General features: G+C 66.7%; 16 protein-coding genes. 11 read left to right on the forward strand and 5 right to left on the reverse strand.

Going from position 1 to position 16,812, the window contains the following annotated elements:
• Window positions 1–48 precede the first annotated feature (48 nt).
• Both BIU82_RS10320 and holA read left to right on the forward strand, forming a co-directional pair.
• Window positions 49–1,719, forward strand: a complete 1,671-nt coding sequence (locus BIU82_RS10320) for a ComEC/Rec2 family competence protein (protein ID WP_171906530.1) — start codon at window positions 49–51, stop codon at window positions 1,717–1,719.
• Window positions 1,638–2,654, forward strand: coding sequence for a DNA polymerase III subunit delta (gene holA, locus BIU82_RS10325; RefSeq protein WP_070349385.1), 1,017 nt, complete (start codon window positions 1,638–1,640; stop codon window positions 2,652–2,654). Before BIU82_RS10320 ends, holA begins: the two co-directional genes overlap by 82 nt.
• A gap of 100 nt (window positions 2,655–2,754) precedes the next feature.
• Here holA and rpsT read toward each other — a convergent pair whose 3' ends face one another.
• Entirely contained in the window at window positions 2,755–3,015 is a 261-nt protein-coding gene (gene rpsT, locus BIU82_RS10330; RefSeq protein WP_070349386.1) for a 30S ribosomal protein S20, read from the reverse strand.
• A gap of 168 nt (window positions 3,016–3,183) precedes the next feature.
• Complete coding sequence (locus BIU82_RS10335) at window positions 3,184–3,765, reverse strand: type II toxin-antitoxin system PemK/MazF family toxin (protein ID WP_070349387.1); 582 nt, start codon at window positions 3,763–3,765, stop codon at window positions 3,184–3,186.
• Between the two features lie 157 nt (window positions 3,766–3,922).
• On the opposite strand from BIU82_RS10335, the gene lepA reads away from it, so the two are divergent.
• Both lepA and hemW read left to right on the forward strand, forming a co-directional pair.
• The gene (gene lepA, locus BIU82_RS10340; protein ID WP_171906531.1) at window positions 3,923–5,776 is read left to right on the forward strand and encodes a translation elongation factor 4; all 1,854 of its coding nucleotides are present in this window, start codon (window positions 3,923–3,925) and stop codon (window positions 5,774–5,776) included.
• Window positions 5,776–7,005, forward strand: coding sequence for a radical SAM family heme chaperone HemW (hemW, locus tag BIU82_RS10345; RefSeq protein ID WP_070349389.1), 1,230 nt, complete (start codon window positions 5,776–5,778; stop codon window positions 7,003–7,005). The genes lepA and hemW overlap by 1 nt, the downstream gene beginning before the upstream one ends.
• 43 nt (window positions 7,006–7,048) lie before the next feature.
• On the opposite strand, the gene BIU82_RS10350 is transcribed toward hemW, so the two are convergent.
• Together BIU82_RS10350 and BIU82_RS10355 are read right to left on the reverse strand one after the other, a co-directional pair.
• Window positions 7,049–7,462: a DUF4870 domain-containing protein gene (locus BIU82_RS10350; RefSeq protein ID WP_070349390.1), complete on the reverse strand. Its 414-nt coding sequence runs from the start codon at window positions 7,460–7,462 to the stop codon at window positions 7,049–7,051.
• Window positions 7,463–7,586: 124 nt separating this feature from the next.
• Window positions 7,587–8,435, reverse strand: a complete 849-nt coding sequence (locus BIU82_RS10355; RefSeq protein ID WP_070349391.1) for a DUF3097 domain-containing protein — start codon at window positions 8,433–8,435, stop codon at window positions 7,587–7,589.
• Between the two features lie 173 nt (window positions 8,436–8,608).
• On the opposite strand from BIU82_RS10355, the gene hrcA reads away from it, so the two are divergent.
• The 3 genes from hrcA to BIU82_RS10370 are packed head-to-tail and all read left to right on the forward strand — an operon-like array spanning window position 8,609 to window position 11,613.
• Window positions 8,609–9,622 carry a heat-inducible transcriptional repressor HrcA gene (gene hrcA, locus BIU82_RS10360; protein WP_070349392.1) on the forward strand — a complete coding sequence of 338 codons (1,014 nt, stop codon included), beginning with the start codon at window positions 8,609–8,611 and terminating at the stop codon, window positions 9,620–9,622.
• Between the two features lie 50 nt (window positions 9,623–9,672).
• On the forward strand, window positions 9,673–10,800 hold the full coding sequence (dnaJ, locus tag BIU82_RS10365) for a molecular chaperone DnaJ (RefSeq protein ID WP_070349393.1): 1,128 nt from the start codon (window positions 9,673–9,675) through the stop codon (window positions 10,798–10,800).
• 18 nt (window positions 10,801–10,818) lie between these two features.
• Window positions 10,819–11,613, forward strand: a complete 795-nt coding sequence (locus BIU82_RS10370) for a 16S rRNA (uracil(1498)-N(3))-methyltransferase (RefSeq protein ID WP_070349394.1) — start codon at window positions 10,819–10,821, stop codon at window positions 11,611–11,613.
• Between the two features lie 9 nt (window positions 11,614–11,622).
• Here BIU82_RS10370 and BIU82_RS10375 read toward each other — a convergent pair whose 3' ends face one another.
• A complete protein-coding gene (locus tag BIU82_RS10375; protein ID WP_070349395.1) occupies window positions 11,623–12,561 on the reverse strand; it encodes a GerMN domain-containing protein in 939 nt (312 codons plus the stop codon).
• A 354-nt stretch (window positions 12,562–12,915) separates the two neighbouring features.
• On the opposite strand from BIU82_RS10375, the gene BIU82_RS10380 reads away from it, so the two are divergent.
• From BIU82_RS10380 to era, 4 genes are read left to right on the forward strand one after another with little or no spacing between them, the layout of a single operon-like run.
• A complete protein-coding gene (locus tag BIU82_RS10380) occupies window positions 12,916–14,001 on the forward strand; it encodes a PhoH family protein (protein WP_070349396.1) in 1,086 nt (361 codons plus the stop codon).
• Window positions 13,998–14,471, forward strand: coding sequence for an rRNA maturation RNase YbeY (ybeY, locus tag BIU82_RS10385; protein WP_070349397.1), 474 nt, complete (start codon window positions 13,998–14,000; stop codon window positions 14,469–14,471). Before BIU82_RS10380 ends, ybeY begins: the two co-directional genes overlap by 4 nt.
• A complete protein-coding gene (locus BIU82_RS10390) occupies window positions 14,468–15,799 on the forward strand; it encodes a CNNM domain-containing protein (RefSeq protein WP_070349398.1) in 1,332 nt (443 codons plus the stop codon). The genes ybeY and BIU82_RS10390 overlap by 4 nt, the downstream gene beginning before the upstream one ends.
• A complete protein-coding gene (gene era, locus BIU82_RS10395; RefSeq protein WP_070349399.1) occupies window positions 15,783–16,745 on the forward strand; it encodes a GTPase Era in 963 nt (320 codons plus the stop codon). Before BIU82_RS10390 ends, era begins: the two co-directional genes overlap by 17 nt.
• The last annotated feature ends 67 nt before the right edge of the window (window positions 16,746–16,812 follow it).

Here is a 16,812-nt window from a genome sequence, read left to right on the forward strand (position 1 = left end):
GTGGCATTGGCTGGTACGCGCCTCCCGGCAGTGTGGTCGGCGGCCCTTATGGGGTTTCTTCTGCTCTGTACCGTTCTGCTGCTCTTGGGCGGTGCGAAGCGCCGGGTGCGTCCTTCCCGCGCCTTTCCCCGCAGCCTGACGGCGGGCCTGGCGCTGGCGTGCCTGCTGGGAAGCGCTGTGGCGGCACATACCTTCGCCGTGGCCACGGACCGCTCCGGGCTGGCGCATCTGGGACAGCACGCGGAGGGGGACTCCGTCCTTGTGAACCTCCTGGTGACCGGGGATGCCCGGCAGGCCCGTGCCGGGGCCGGGGGGACGGAGCGCTGGTTGATCGGCGCCGAGTTGCTGGACCTCGCCGTCGACGGCCGGATGTACCGGCCGGGCACACGGCTCCTTGTCGCCGGAGGTTCCGACTGGAAGGATATGCGGGCCGGCCAGCGCGTCCGCGCGGCGGGAAAACTGACGGCGGCAGCTCCCGGGCAAGCCGAGGCCGCCGTGTTCTCGGCCCGCACTCGCCCCTTACCCCCTGTAGACAGTCCCGAGCGCACGGCGGACCGGCACGGCGCTGGAAGAGGCCATGATGACGGCGACTGGGCCGCAGCGATGCGGGAACGCTACCGGAAGGCGGCCGGCGCAGTGGGAGGCGATGCCGCAGGACTGCTGCCTGGGATGGTCATCGGCGACACCGATGGCATGGATGAGGGTTTGCTCGCTGCCATGAGGGACACGGGGACCACGCACCTGACGGCGGTCAGCGGCGCCAATTGCAGCCTGATCCTCGGGATGCTCGTGATGCTGGCGCGATCATTCCGCCTGGGCCGGGCAACGGCGGCCGCCGCCGCACTGGCCGGGCTGGCGGCGTTCGTGTGGCTGGTGGGCCCGGAACCGAGCGTCCTGCGTGCCGCCGTCATGGGTGCGATCGGGCTCATGGCCCTGAGCAACGGCAGGCCGGGTCGCAGCCTTGGTTTTCTCTGCGTGGCCGTTTCTGTGCTCTTGGTCATCGAACCGACGCTGGCTGGAAGCGCCGGCTTCCTGTTGTCGGTGCTCGCAACCTTGGGCATCGTCCTGCTCGCCCGCCCACTCATGGACGGGGCTCCGTCCTGGCTGCCACGGCCGCTTTCGGCGGCCGTCGCCGTCCCGCTCTCGGCCCAGCTGTTCTGCGCACCCGTGCTTGTAGGGATCCAGCCGCAGTTCACCACCTTCTCCTTGCCTGCCAACGTCGTGATGGCGCCCTTCGTCGCCCCGGTCACCATCCTCGGCACCCTGGCCGTTCCCGTGCTCCCGCTGCACGCCGGAGCTGCCTCGCTCCTGATTGCCCCCGCCGCGGTGTGCGGAGGCGCGATCGCCGCCCTGGCGCGCTTCTTCGCCGGGTTGCCCGGCGCGGTACAGCCGTGGCCCGAGGGCCCGTGGGGTGTGTTCACCATGGTCATGGGCTCTGCCGTGACGCTGGTGCTGTTGTGGATCGCAGCGCATCCGCTGAGCTGCGTGGACGCCGTCCTGCGCCTTCACCGCCAGCTCGAGCTGTGGATCGACTGCGTCGCAGCGGCAGCGCGCCACCGCGCCGGACCCGGCTCGGGCCTGCCGGGCAGACGTGGGAGACTGGAACCCTGCACCAAAACCACCGGAAGGAAGCACAGTTGGCTGCTGCTCCGGCCTCCAAGGCCAAGACCCCGTCGGCGAACCAGGCCAGCTGGCGGGACGTCACCCCGGCCGCCGTAGTACTTATCACCGGACCCGAGGAGTACCTGGGCATCCGGGCCATGGACCGCCTCCGTACCCTCGTCCGCGATTCCATGCCCGACGTCGAAGTCACCAAGCTGAACGCCGGCGCCTACGAGGCCGGCACCTTGGCCATGACCGTGACGCCGTCGCTCTTCGGCGAAGGAAAGCTTGTGGAGGTCGAAGGCCTCGAAGCCATGAACGAGGCGTTCCTCGCCGACGCTCTGGCCTACGTGGCGAAGCCCGAGGACGATGTTGTTCTTATCCTCCGCCACAGCGGCGGTACCCGGGGCAAGAAACTGCTCGACGCCGTCAAAGGCGCAGGCTGGCCCGTGGTCGACTGCCAGCCGCTGAAGAAGGACGCGGAGAAAACGGCGTTCGTGGTGGCGGAGTTCAAAGCGGGCGGCCGGCGGATCGACGGCGAGGCCGTCCAGGCCCTCGTCAATGCCGTGGGGGCATCCTTGTCCGAGCTTGCGGCGTCCTGCCGGCAGTTGATCGCAGACGCGACCACGGCCGTCGATGCCGCCATGGTGGAGCGCTACTACGGCGGGCGGGTTGAAGCCACGGCGTTCAAGGTGGCGGACGCGGCCATGGCCGGCAACGCTCCCTTGGCCCTGTCCAGCCTCCGGCACGCCTTGGCCACGGGCGTGGACCCCGTTCCCCTGGTCGCAGCCCTGGCCGCGAAACTGCGGACCCTGGCACGGGTCGCCGGTGCCCAAGGCTCCTCCGCGCAGATCGCCAAACAGCTCGGGATGCAGCCCTGGCTTGTCGAGCAGGCACAGCGGGACGTCCGCCGTTGGACTCCGGAGGGCTTGATCCGCTCCATCCAGGTCACAGCTGAGGCGGACGCCCAGGTGAAGGGCCTCTCGAGGGATCCCGTCTACGCCGTCGAACACGCCGTCACGGTCATCGCCACCTCGGCCCGCGGCCGCTGACCGCCGCCGCGCCCGGCGCGAGCAAAGGCAGCGCTTAAATGCGATGAGGCCGGCCCGAAAGGGCCGGCCTCAATTTCAGCTCAGTCGAACTGGAAAAACCTTAGAGTGCGTTGACCTTCTTGGAGATCGCCGACTTGCGGTTCGCAGCGTTGTTCTTGTGAATAACGCCCTTGCTGACAGCCTTGTCCAGCTTACGGCTGGCAGCAACAAGAGCAGTCGTTGCAGCATCCTTGTCAGCAGACTCAACGGCGGTGTTGACGGCGCGGATGGCCGTCTTCAGCTCAGACTTGACGGCGTTGTTACGCAGGCGAGCCTTCTCGTTGGTGAGGATGCGCTTCTTCTGGGACTTGATATTAGCCACGTGTGTGAACTCTCTTTTTAATGCGGAAATGGTCTAGAGGGTTGTCAGGTTGGCCATCGACTGAGCGGCGTGGGGATGCCTATGGCAGCCAACCATGCATGCCCGTCGACCTGCACGGACATACAGCCATCAATGCTAGCAGAAAGACGGGCCGCACCGCACGGCGGTTCAGCGGTGACGGCGTGGCGCGGATGGCCGGGCCGTCCGCAGCGCATCCGCCACCCGGCGGAACGCCCGGGCGTCCAGCACCGCACCCTCGCGGCGGATGCCCTGCGGGTCCACCCTGATGATCCTGTCCAGCCGCACCTCGCTTGGCCGCCGCCGCGGATCCCAGGCGCCGGATCCGACGTCGACATAATCCTGCGAACGGTGGCTGTTGTCATGGTCCTTGCTGGTCAGCATCAGCCCCAGAAGCCACGGCCCGTCGCTGCCGATCAGCAGCACCGGCCGGTCCTTCCCCTGGCTGTGGTCCTCTTCAAAGGGCACCCAGGACCACACCACCTCGCCGGGGTCGGGCCGCCCGTCCGGCGCGGGGGAGTAGCGCGGCGTCACCGCTCCCTGGAAGTCGCCCGGATAACGCCCGACGCCGGCGCGCGTCAGGGCGGGCCGCTTGGCGGAGATTTTCCCTGGTGCGGTTCCCGGCCGGCGCCGTGCCGCTGTCGGGGCCTTGTTTCCGGAGACCAGGCGGACAAGGAGCCGGAAGGGTGCGGTGAGGATCCTGCCTGCAAGGGAACGCTTCGCTGGTGCCATGCCACCACCGTATCCGGCTCGACAGCGGGGAAGGCGGATGCCGATGCGCGCCGGAGCCATGGTTCGTGGGACACTATGAGTTCAGATATTGCGGTGCATGCCAGGGCGGGGACGTCCGGGCACTATTCCGCGTGAGTGTCGACAGTAAGGACCCTGCGTGTCTCCCATGGCCCGCACCGCCCCGGTGCCTGCCGCAACAGATCCGGCCATCATCCGGAACTTCTGCATCATTGCCCACATCGACCACGGCAAGTCGACCCTGGCCGACCGGATGCTCCAGTTCACCGGTGTGGTGCAGGCACGCGACATGAAGGCCCAGTACCTGGACCGCATGGACATCGAACGTGAGCGCGGCATCACCATCAAGTCCCAGGCCGTCCGCATGCCGTGGGAAGTGGACAACACCGCCTACGCGCTGAACATGATCGACACCCCCGGCCACGTCGACTTCACGTACGAAGTCTCCCGCTCCCTGGCTGCCTGCGAAGGCGCAGTGCTGCTCGTGGACGCCGCGCAGGGCATCGAGGCGCAGACCCTGGCCAACCTCTACCTGGCCATGGAGAACGACCTCACCATCATCCCGGTGCTGAACAAGATCGACCTTCCGGCGGCACAGCCCGAAAAGTACGCCGAAGAACTGGCGAACCTGATCGGCGGCGACCCCGAGGAAGTCCTGAAGGTCTCCGGCAAGACCGGTGTCGGCGTCGAGGCCCTGCTGGACCGCATCGTCCGCGATATTCCGAACCCGGTGGGCGACGCCAACGCTCCGGCCCGTGCCATGATCTTCGACTCCGTCTATGACACTTACCGCGGCGTGGTCACCTACGTCCGCGTTGTGGACGGGCAGCTGACTCCGCGCGAGCGGATCCAGATGATGTCCACCAAGGCCAGCCACGAGCTCCTCGAAATCGGTGTCAGCTCGCCCGAGCCCGTCCCGTCCAAGGGCCTGGGCGTCGGTGAGGTGGGCTACCTCATCACCGGTGTGAAGGACGTGCGCCAGTCCAAGGTGGGTGACACCGTCACCAACCTTGCCCGGCCCGCCACCGAATCCCTGGGCGGCTACCAGGACCCCAAGCCCATGGTGTTCTCCGGCTTGTACCCGCTGGACGGCACGGATTATCCGAACCTGCGCGAAGCCTTGGACAAGCTCAAGCTCAACGACGCCGCGCTGGTCTACGAACCCGAAACTTCCGCAGCCCTGGGCTTCGGTTTCCGCGTGGGCTTCCTGGGCTTGCTGCACCTGGAAATCGTGCGCGAACGCCTTGAGCGCGAATTCAACCTGGACCTGATCTCCACCGCCCCGAACGTGGTCTACGAGGTCACCCTCGAGGACAAGTCCGTGGCCACCGTGACCAACCCCTCGGAATTCCCGTCGGGCAAGATCAATGAAGTGCGCGAACCGATGGTTGCCGCGACCATCCTGGCCCCGAACGAGTTCGTCGGCGCCATCATGGAACTCTGCCAGGGCCGCCGCGGCCAGATGCGCGGCATGGACTACCTGTCCGAGGACCGCGTGGAGATGCGCTACTGGATCCCGCTCGCCGAAATCGTCTTCGACTTCTTCGACCAGCTCAAGTCCAAGACCCGCGGCTACGCTTCGCTGGACTGGAAGGCCGACGGCGAACAGGTGGCCGACCTCGTCAAGGTGGACATCCTGCTCCAAGGCGAACAGGTGGACGCCTTCAGCGCCATCACCCATCGCGACAAGGCCTACGCCTACGGCGTCATGATGACCTCCAAGCTGCGCGAACTCATCCCGAGGCAGCAGTTCGAGGTGCCCATCCAGGCCGCCATCGGTTCCCGCATCATCGCGCGTGAAAACATCCGCGCCATCCGCAAGGACGTGCTTGCCAAGTGCTACGGCGGTGACATAACCCGTAAGCGCAAGCTGCTCGAAAAGCAGAAGGAAGGCAAGAAGCGCATGAAGATGGTGGGCCGCGTCGAGGTCCCGCAGGAAGCCTTCATCGCCGCGCTCACCACCGACGAGTCCAAGGACAAGGCCAAGAAGTAGTGCCAGGCGCCCTTCCCCTCGGCGATCCGGCACCCGCGGACGGCCTGCTGCCCCCGCAGGTGCTGGACGGCGTCGGTTCCCGCCACTTCGGGTTGTACGTCCACATCCCGTTCTGCGCCGTGCGCTGCGGGTACTGCGACTTCAACACCTATACGGCGAAGGAGCTGGGCGGCGGCGCCTCCCAGGACGCCTACGCCGAAACGGCCGTCGCCGAAGTCGACTTCGCGGCACGCGCACTGGAGGCCTCCGGCCTGCCGCCGCGCAGGATCAGCACTGTCTTCTTTGGGGGCGGCACACCCACGCTGCTCCCGGCGGAAGACCTCGCACGGATCCTGGGCGCCGCCGTCGGGCACTGGGGCCTGGAACCCGGAGCGGAAGTCACCACGGAAGCGAACCCGGATTCGGTGACGCCGGAATCCCTCCAATTGCTCGCGGAAGCCGGTTTCACCCGGGTGTCCTTCGGAATGCAGTCGGCCGTGCCGCACGTGCTGAAGGTCCTGGACCGTACCCACAGCCCCGAACGCGTCCCGCAGGCAGTCCAGTGGGCCCGCGAGGCCGGCCTCGACGTCAGCCTCGACCTCATCTACGGCACCCCGGGCGAGTCGATGGACGATTGGCGTACCTCCCTGGAAACCGCCTTGTCCTACGGTCCGGACCACATCAGCGCCTACGCGCTGATCGTCGAGGACGGCACCAAGCTCGCCGCGCAGATGCGGCGCGGCGAAGTTCCCGGAATCGACGACGACGACCATGCCGCCAAGTACGAGCTCGCCGACGAACTCATCACCGCCGCCGGGCTCGCCTGGTATGAGGTCAGCAACTGGTCAAGGACGCCGGAGCACGCCTGCCGTCACAACCTGGCCTACTGGCGCGGCGACGACTGGTGGGGCATCGGTCCCGGCTCACACTCCCATGTGGGCGGTGTGCGCTGGTGGAACGTCAAGCACCCGGTGGCCTACGCGAACCGGCTGGCCGCAGGGGAGTCCCCGGCGGCAGGACGGGAAACCCTCGACGCAGGCACCCGGGAGATGGAACGGATCATGCTGGAGGCCCGCCTGGGCAGCGGACTGGAAGTCGACGCGCTCGACGCCGTCGGGCGGCATGCGGTGGCTGGCCTGATCGCAGACGGGCTGGTTGAGCCCGCGGCGGCGTTCAAGGGACGGCTGGTCCTTACGCTGAAGGGGCGGTTGCTCGCGGACGCGGTGGTCCGGAGGTTGCTGCCGGAGTAGCCTCGGCCGTCGCCCGCCCGCTTGATACGGCTATGTGATCCGACTATTTGATCCAGCGCAGGTTGAAGCGGTAGCGGTGCGGCTGGCCGTGGTTCACGCGGATCCCGGCCGAGACTGCGAAGCAGGTCAGCACGATCCAGATGCCCGTGGCGATGAGGGCAAAGATGTTGCCGATTCCCGGCAGGATCACCAGGATGTTCGCGATCACCGCGGCGATGGTGGGCGGCAGGGTGAAGTTGAGGGCTTCCTTGGATTCCTGCGCAGTGAACGGCCCGCGGTCCTTGAAGATCAGGTAGATCAGCAGGGCCGGAATGCAGCCCAGGATACCGCCGAAGTGGGCCAGCGTTGCCCACTGCCGGTCTTCGCCCGCGGTCAGTGGAAGCGCGTTGGCAGGGACGCCGTGGTACTGGGGACGGCCCTGCGGGGCGTCCATCCCGTCGGGAGCGTTCTCTGCCACTGTTTCTTCCTTAGGAGCTTGGTTCCAGTGATGGTGCTGTCCCAGAATACTGGGTCCGGCGGACTTCCGGAGACACCCCGGCGGCATGGCGTGGGAGGCATCCGGACGCGGGGCCGGGGGAGGCTCAGGGAGCGGTGAGGAAGTCGATGACTTCTTCCACCCTGCCGAGCATGGATGCTTCCAGGTCTGCGTAGCTGCGCACCGCGCCGAGCAGTTTCTGCCAGCCCAGTCCGATGTCCTCCGCGGTGGAGTGCGGCCAGCCGAAGGCTTTCAGGATGCCGGTCTTCCAATCGGTGCCCCGCGGAATGTCCGGCCAGCGTTCAATCCCGAGGGTCTTGGGCCGGATGGCCTGCCAGACGTCGACATAAGGGTGGCCGACGATCAGCACGTTGCCGGCGGCACCCGGAAGGGTCATGGCCTCGGCGGCAATCCGCCATTCCTTGGAGTCGGGGACCAGGTGGTCCACCAGGATGCCGAGCTTGCGTCCCGGGCCGGGGGAGAAGTCCGCGATGGCGGCCTTGAGGTCGTCCACGCCGTGCAGGGGCTCGACGACGATGCCCTCCACCCGGAGGTCGTCACCCCAGACCTTCTCGACGAGTTCGGCGTCGTGCTTGCCTTCCACCCAGATGCGGCTCGCCTTGGCCACCTGTGCGCGCTGGCCGGCCACTTTGACCGAACCGGAGGCCGTGCGTCCGGCGGGTACCGGACCGTTCGCGCGCGGCGCGGGCGGCAGGAGCTTCACCGGCTGCCCGTCGAGCAGGAAGCCGAAGCCGAGCTGGAAGGACTTGGTGCGGCCGTGCCGGTCCTCCAGGGCCACGATGTGCATGCCCCCGGACTTTTCGATGCGTACCACCGCGCCTACCCAGCCGGACTGGACGTCTTCGAGGACCATCCCGCGCTCCGCAGGCACCTCGGGCAGTACCCGTTTGGCCGGAGCCGAAAGCGCCCCGGGGCCCCAGTTGTCGTAGGACACAGCGTCACACCACTTCGTTCTCAAGGGGTTGGTTCCGGCTGCGGAGTGCCGCCGGAAGCCGCAGAAACCGTGTTCGCTGCGGGCGGTACCAATGCTAACAACGGCCCGGCGCATAATAGACTTGTTAGCACTTGGGCATGTTGAGTGCTAAGAGACCGACGGGAGGGCAGGGCATGAGCGAGCCACGCAAGCTGGAAGTGCTGCGTGCCATCGTCGAGGACTACGTGCATTCGCGCGAACCTGTCGGCTCGAAGGCCCTGGTCGAGCGGCATCACCTGGGCGTCTCCAGCGCCACGATCCGCAACGACATGGCCCTGCTCGAGGAAGAAGGGCTGATCGCCGCGCCGCACACCAGCGCCGGCCGCATCCCCACGGACAAGGGCTACCGTCTTTTCGTGGACCGCATCTCCGCGGTGAAGCCGCTCTCTGCCGCCGAACGGCGGGCCATCCATTCCCTGCTGGAGGGCTCCGACGACGTCGAGGATGTCCTGGAGCGCACCGTCCGGCTGCTGTCGCAGCTGACCAACCAGGTCGCCGTCGTGCAGTACCCGCACTCCAGCCGCGCGAAGGTGCGGCATATCGAGTTTGTCCTGCTGGCACCGCGGCAGGTGCTGGTGGTGCTGATCGCGGACAGCGGCAAGGTGGAACAGCGGGTCGTCGACGCCGGAGCGGACGTCAGCGACGAAGACCTCACCGTATTGCGCGGCCGCTTCCTCACGGGCATCTCGGGTGCCCCGCTGGAGAACCTGCCGCAGCTTCTCGCACCGGTGGTGGCCTTGTGCCCGCCGGCTCTCCAAGGGGCCGCCGCCGTGCTTGCGCGGGGCCTGGACAAACTTGCGGAGAGCAGCCGCGACGAACGGATGATGCTGGCCGGAACCGCCAACCTCGCCCGTTCCAACGTGGATTTCCCCTTGAGCATCGGCCCGGTGCTTGAGGCGCTTGAAGAGCAGGTCGTGATGCTGCGACTGCTCTCCGAAATGGCCGAAGATCCGCGCGGGGTCACGGTCAGCATCGGCCGGGAGAATCCCTACGACGGATTGTCCGAAGCGTCCGTGGTCGCTACGGGCTACGGGCCTGGCGCTGCGGCGAAGATCGGCATCATCGGCCCCACCCGCATGGACTATCCCAGCAGCATGGCCGCCGTCCGCGCGGTGGCCCGTTACCTTTCGAGGATCCTGGGCAGCTAGCCCGGAGACCGCAGCAAGAACAGCAGGACAAGAAGGAAGAGATACCGACTTTGAGCAGCCATTACGACGTCCTGGGCGTCTCCCCGGAAGCCACCGGCGAGGAGATCAAGAAGGCGTACCGCAAGCTCGCCCGCAAGCTGCATCCCGACGTCAACCCGGGGGAGGACGTCGCCGAACAGTTCAAGGCCGTGACGCACGCCTATGAGGTCCTGTCCGATCCCCAGAAGCGCCGCGTCTACGACGCCACCGGCAACGAGAACGGCACGGACAACGGCTTCGGCGGCGGCTACGCCGGCCAGGGCTTCGCCTTCCAGGACATCTTCGATACCTTCTTTGGCGGTGGCGGCGGCATGCAGGGCCCGGCCTCACGCACCCGGCGCGGCCAGGACGCCCTGATCAGCGTCCGCGTGGACCTGCGCGACGCCGTCTTCGGCGTGAACAAGAAGCTCGAGGTGGACACCGCTGTCATCTGCCCCAGCTGCGACGGATCCTGCTGCCGCCCGGGTACCCACCCGGAACGCTGCGACATCTGTGGCGGCAGCGGCCAGGTCCAGCGCGCGGTGCGGTCCATCCTGGGCCAGGTCATGACCGCGGCCCCCTGCGGCTCCTGCGAAGGCTTCGGCACGGTCATCAAGGACCCGTGCAACGAGTGCAACGGCCAGGGCCGCATCCGCAGCCGCCGCTCGCTCACCATCAAGGTGCCCGCCGGCGTCGGCACCGGCACCCGCATCCAGCTGTCCGGCCAGGGCGAGGCCGGTCCCGCAGGAGGCCCCTCCGGTGACCTGTACGTCGAGATCCGGGTCAACAGCGACCCCACCTTCACCCGTGAAGGCGATGACCTGCACGCCACCCTGAGCGTCCCGATGACAGCGGCCGCGCTTGGCACGGAGCTCACTTTTGAAACCTTTGACGGTCCGCAGGAAGTGGACGTCAAGTCCGGCACCCAGTCCGGCGAGGTCATCACACTCCGCGGCCTTGGCGTCACGCACCTGCGCGGCTACGGCCGCGGCGACCTCAAGGTGCACTTGCACGTCGAAACCCCGGGCAAGCTCGATGCCGCCCAGGAGGACCTGCTCCGCCAGCTCGCGAAGCTCCGCGGCGAACAGTTCACCGAAGGCAAGCTCGTAGCGAGCGGCGGCATGTTCGCGAAGCTGCGGGACAAGCTCGGCAACCTGTAGCCCCGATAGCCTGTACCAATGAGCAACCCCGTCTTTTTTGCCCCTGCCGGCGCCCTTGACGGACTCGTGCCCGGAAGCGTTTTCGAGCTCGACGGCGTCGAGGCCCGCCATGCCGTGACGGTCAAGCGGCTGGAAGCCGGCGAAGCCGTCGACATCACGGACGGCGCGGGCGTACGCCTCGTCGGCACGGTGCGCCAAGCGGCACAGGGAACCTTAACGGTCGAGGTCGTGGAACTGCGGGACGAGCCCCGTCCCGCAGTGCGGCTCGTGCTGGTCCAGGCCCTCGCCAAGGGCGACCGTGACGAACTCGCCATTGAGACTGCCACCGAGCTTGGTGTTGACGCCGTCATCCCATGGCAGTCGGAGCGCTCCATCGTCCGCTGGAAGGGCGAGCGGGCCGCGAAGGCCCATGCCAAATGGCAGTCCGTGGTGGCAGCGGCCGCGAAGCAGGCCCGCCGCTCATGGATTCCCGAGGTGCGGCCCGCCGTCGACGGTTCCGGACTGGCGAAGGCAGTTGCGGGAGCGGACCTGGCCGTAATCCTGCACGAGGACGCCAAGCGCCCTTTGCGGCAGGCGTTGACCACCTGGCTTGATGGCCTGCCCGACGGCGGCACGCTGTCTGTCGACGACACTGCCCAGGTGCGCGAGGTGCTGTTGATCGTGGGTCCGGAGGGCGGGATCTCACCCCGCGAGGTTACGCGCCTCGCGGATGAGGGCGCCGTGACGGCGCTGCTTGGAACCCATGTGCTGCGTTCCTCGACGGCAGGTCCCGCGGCGGTGGTTTTGGCCAGCGACATCCTCGGCCGCTGGTAGCCGGCCGCTTCAGCCTACGTTGAAGGAGCGGGTGTCCGTGGATCCCGGATCGCCGGCCCGGGCCGGCAACGACACGCGCAGTTCGTAGCGGCCGGCGCCGAGCGCCACGGTGAAGGTGAACGTACCGCCCTGGCCCGCTACTTCGGAGGACGTGGTCTCACCGTCAAGGTAGAGGGCCTTTTCGCTGTTGGCAGCTTCCCGGAAAAGCTGCCACTTCAGCTTGGCGCCCTCGACAGTCGCGCGGCCATTGAACTTGACCGGTCCTGCGCCGAGCGTCAGGTCTTCCTGGGGGTCGATGATCCACACCGGCGCCACCTTGGAGGCATCGCGGACCATGGGTTCACCGAGTTTGACCTGGCCGAAGGCCATGAAGTCCTTATGCCCGTCCACCAGGATCACCACCTGGATCTGCTGGCCGGAATCGATCAGCCCTGAGCTCGCGGCGGCTGCGGTGGCCGTGTACACCAGCTGCTGGACGGCAAGCTGCGCCATGCCGGCGTCGAGGTTCGAGTTGAACGCGTCCCGGGAGATGTCCACCGTCACAACGTTCTTCCCGGATACGGAGGTCGCCAGGTCGGCAGGTTCCTGCCACGGGGTGAAGAAGTCGTGGTCCAAGGGCTTTTCGGTCATCATCGCCCGCAGCGCGGTGGTGATCGGGTTCTCTGTGCCGGGGTTGTCACGGAACTCCCGGTGCAACGCCACAGTGCTGCCGTTGCGCCCGATCCAGTAGACCGGAATCTTGTTCGAAGCCTGGGTTGTCTCCAAGGGAGCGTTGCTGCCGAGGCCGCTGTCAGCGGGCTGCTGTTGCTGTTGCCGTTGTGACTCCGGGGTACCCGCAGTCTGGGGGGTGGGACGGTCTGCGATGCAGCCGTTGAGCAGCAGGGCAGCGGACAGTGCGCAGGCGAACAGGACGGAATGCCTCCGCCTGCCTTCTCCCCGCATGTTCATCGCTGTCCTGGTTCCTTGTCCGCGCCCGGCTTCCCGTGGCTTCCTTGCTGTTGATGCCCGCCCCTGGACAGGCGTCAATGACGCCCTCCAACGGGCTTCATACCCAGCTTGGCACAGCGCAGGATGCCGGAAAGGCGGTTCTACCGGCGGAGGCTGAACTGAAACGGTATTGATACGTGGCCGATACTGAGTTGATACCAAACATGTTTTCCATGAAGGGCCGGCTGTTTGGGACGTCGTCGCGCTGTTGCCGCCCCCGCGCGGGGCTGCTGGCGTAGGATTGGAAACAATTCCGGGGCGGACCCGGGAGCCACACATCCATAGCGGAGGAGCGCAGGCCACACGGCCAACACCATGACAGATTTGAACGGGCGGCCACGGGCTGGCAGCGCCGAGACGGCTCCGGCCGAGTTTCCGCATTCAGTTCCGGGCAGCCGGACGGAGGTAGTCGTCTTCGACAACGCGGATCAGATGGTCCAGTCGCTCGGCAGCCACGATGAAGCGCTGCGGTACATCGAGGAGCAGTTCCCCGGAATCGACTTCCACGTCCGCGGCAACGAACTTTCCTTCAGCGGTCCGCCCGCGGATGTTCCCCGGATCATGCGCCTCCTCGAAGAGGTCCGCGCGCTCGTGGACAAAGGCACGGTCATGACCCCGGAGGCCCTCAAGCAGCTTGTGGCCCTCCTGCGCAGCCAGACCATCCAAAGCCCCGTGGACGTGCTGACCCACAACATCCTTTCCAGCCGTGGCCGGACCATCCGGCCCAAGACGCTGAACCAGAAGAACTATGTGGACGCCATCGATGACAACACGGTGATCTTCGGGATCGGGCCGGCCGGCACGGGCAAGACCTACCTGGCCATGGCCAAGGCCGTCCAGGCGCTTCAGATGAAGGAAGTCACCCGCATCATCCTCACGCGCCCTGCCGTGGAAGCGGGGGAGCGGCTTGGCTTCCTCCCGGGCACGCTCAACGACAAGATCGACCCGTACCTCCGTCCGCTCTACGACGCACTGCACGACATGATGGACCCGGAGTCGATTCCTCGCCTCATGGCCGCCGGCACCATCGAGGTCGCCCCGTTGGCCTATATGCGCGGACGCACCCTCAACGACGCCTTCATCATCCTGGACGAAGCCCAGAACACCACGCCGGAACAGATGAAGATGTTCCTGACACGCCTTGGCTTCGGTTCGAAGATGGTGGTCACCGGCGACGTCACCCAGGTGGACCTGCCCTTCGGCGCGAGCTCCGGTCTCCGGGTGGTCCAGGAAATCCTGGACGGAATCGACGACGTCAACTTCTCGGTCCTCGATGCCGGCGACGTCGTGCGCCACCGCCTCGTGGCGGACATCGTCTCGGCCTACAGCAGCTGGGACGAGAAGCACCGCCAGCCGGAACGGACAACTGACAGCCAGAAGAAGCGGGGAACGCAGCGATGAGCATCGAGGTCAACAACGAATCCGGCGTCCAGGTGGACGAGTCTCAGCTGGTGACGCTGTCCCGCTTCATCTTCGAGCGTCTGTACATCCACCCGCAGGCGGAACTCTCCATTCTGCTGGTGGACGAAGCCGCCATGGAGAAGCTGCACATCGAGCTCATGGATGAGCCCGGTGCCACGGATGTCCTGTCGGTTCCGATGGACGAACTCACCCCGGGCACCCCGGACAAGCCCACTCCGCAGGGCATGCTTGGCGATATCGCGATCTGCCCGCAGGTCGCCGAAGTCCAGGCCCGCAATGCCGGGCACTCCACGCAGGAGGAAATGCTGCTCCTGGCCACCCACGGCATCCTGCATTTGCTGGGCTACGACCACGCCGAGCCTGAGGAGAAGGAAGAGATGTTCTCGCTCCAGCGTGAGCTGCTTTCGGCCTTCCTCGGCAAGGACGCCCCCATGGAGACCATGCAGTGACCTCGCTCATCCTGGTCGGGATGGCGGTTGTCTTCCTCGGCTTCGTCGCGGTCCTCACCGCGGCGGAGGCCGCCTTCAACTTCCTTCCCCGCCACGAGGCGGAGCTGGCCGTCAGCAACGGCAAGGGTGTTGCCCTCCGCCGGATCCTGGCCAAGCCCGTGGCGCATATGCGGGCCCTGCGGTTCTGGCGCGTGTGGTTCGAAATGGCAGCGGCCGTCGCCGTTGCGCTCGTCCTGCACAGCCTTTTGGAGAACATCTGGCTGGCCGGTCTCGCGGCCACGGGCATCATGGCGGTCATCGGTTTCGTCCTGGTGGGCGTCTCACCCCGGCAGCTGGGCCGGGCGCACGCCAGCGGCGTCGCGAAGTTCACGGCACCGCTCATCCGCTTCCTCTGCTGGGTCCTCGGCCCCATACCGGCGTGGCTCGTCTCGCTCGGCAGCGCAGTGGCGCCCGGCGCGCCCGGAGGCGACGAGTTCTTCTTCAGCGAAGAGGAATTCCGCGAACTGGTCGAGCGTGCCAGCGAGTCGGATGTGATTGAAGACGACGAGGCGGAGCTGATCCAGTCGGTCTTCGACCTCGGCGATACCTTGGTCCGTGCTGTCATGGTTCCGCGGACGGACATCGTGAGCATCGAATCCGGATCCGGCCTCGAGGATGCGATGGCGCTGTTCCTGCGTTCGGGCTACTCACGGATTCCGGTCATCGCAGGTGATGCCGACCAGATCCGGGGGATCCTCTACCTCAAGGATGTTGCCGCCGCGCTGCACCGGCCGGACGCCCATCCTGGCACGCACGACGTCGATGCGCTGGCCCGTGAGACCCGCTTTGTTCCCGAGTCCAAGCCGGTGGACGAGCTGCTGAAGGAATTGCAGCAGGAATCCACCCACGTGGCCATCGTGATTGATGAATACGGTGGAACCGCCGGGTTGGTGACACTGGAGGATCTGATCGAGGAAATCGTCGGCGAGATCGTCGACGAGTATGACGCCGGCGTCGAGGACGCCACCGAACTGGGTGACGGCAGCTACCGGGTCAGTTCCCGGATGAGCATCGACGACCTCGGCGAGCTGTTCGACGTCGACCTCGACGACGACGAAGTGGACACCGTCGGCGGCCTGCTCGCCAAAGCCCTCGGCCGGGTGCCGATTGTCGGCAGCGCTGTCGAGGTAGCGGGAATATCGCTGCGGGCCGATAGGCTGGAAGGCCGGCGGAACCGGGTCAGCCACATCATTGCGGCCGCTGTGCCGAAGGAAGACACTGACCTTGACGGGCTTCTGGATGAAGCCGAGACAAAGCAACAGGGAGCACCACGTGAGCAAGCACAGTAAGACCTTCGACACCAGCCAGGACTTCAGCGGCTTCCACGCGGGCTTCTCCGTTCTGGTCGGCCGGCCTAATGCGGGAAAATCCACCCTGACCAACGCGCTGGTAGGCCAGAAGGTGGCTATTACCTCGGCCAAGCCGCAGACCACCCGCCACACCATCCGTGGAATCGTGCACCGCGAAGATGCCCAGCTGGTCCTGGTCGACACCCCCGGGCTGCACCGGCCGCGCACCCTCCTTGGCAAGCGCCTGAACGAACTGGTCGCTGACACGCTTGCGGAAGTCGACGCCATCGGCTTCTGCATTCCGGCGAACGAAAAGATCGGCCCCGGCGACAAATTCATCGCCACGCAGCTGGCCGGCGTCGGACGCAAGCCGATCATCGCCGTCGTGACCAAAACCGACCTCGTCGACAAACAAGCGCTCACTGAGCAGCTCCTCGCCGTGGCGGCGCTCGGGAAGGAAACCCTCGGCGGCGAGGGCTGGGCGGACATCGTTCCGGTGTCGGCCGCCGACGGCTTCCAGGTCAACACCGTCGCCGATGTCCTGATCAGCCACATGCCGGAATCCCCGCCGCTGTACCCGGACGGCGAGCTCACCGATGAACCCGAAGCGGTCATGGTGGCCGAACTGATCCGCGAAGCGGCATTGGAAGGCGTACGCGACGAACTTCCGCACTCGCTCGCCGTCGTGGTGGAGGAAATCGTGCCCCGGGAAGGACGCACCGAGGACAACCCGCTGCTGGACGTGCGCGTCAACCTTTTCGTTGAGCGGCCCTCGCAGAAGGCCATCATCATCGGCAAGGGCGGCAGCCGTTTGCGCGAAGTGGGAACCAACGCCCGCAAGGGGATCGAGGCACTGCTGGGGACCAGGATCTACCTGGACCTGCACGTGAAGGTCGCCAAGGACTGGCAGCGCGATCCGAAGCAGCTGGTGCGGCTCGGTTTCTAGTCCGCCGGGCAAGTTCCCAGATTCGGGCCCTAAAATGTCCCGGGTCCCATGTTCCGACGAAAGGTTG

The sequence above is a fragment of the Arthrobacter sp. SW1 genome (genome assembly GCF_001766675.1).
Lineage (GTDB): Bacteria > Actinomycetota > Actinomycetes > Actinomycetales > Micrococcaceae > Arthrobacter.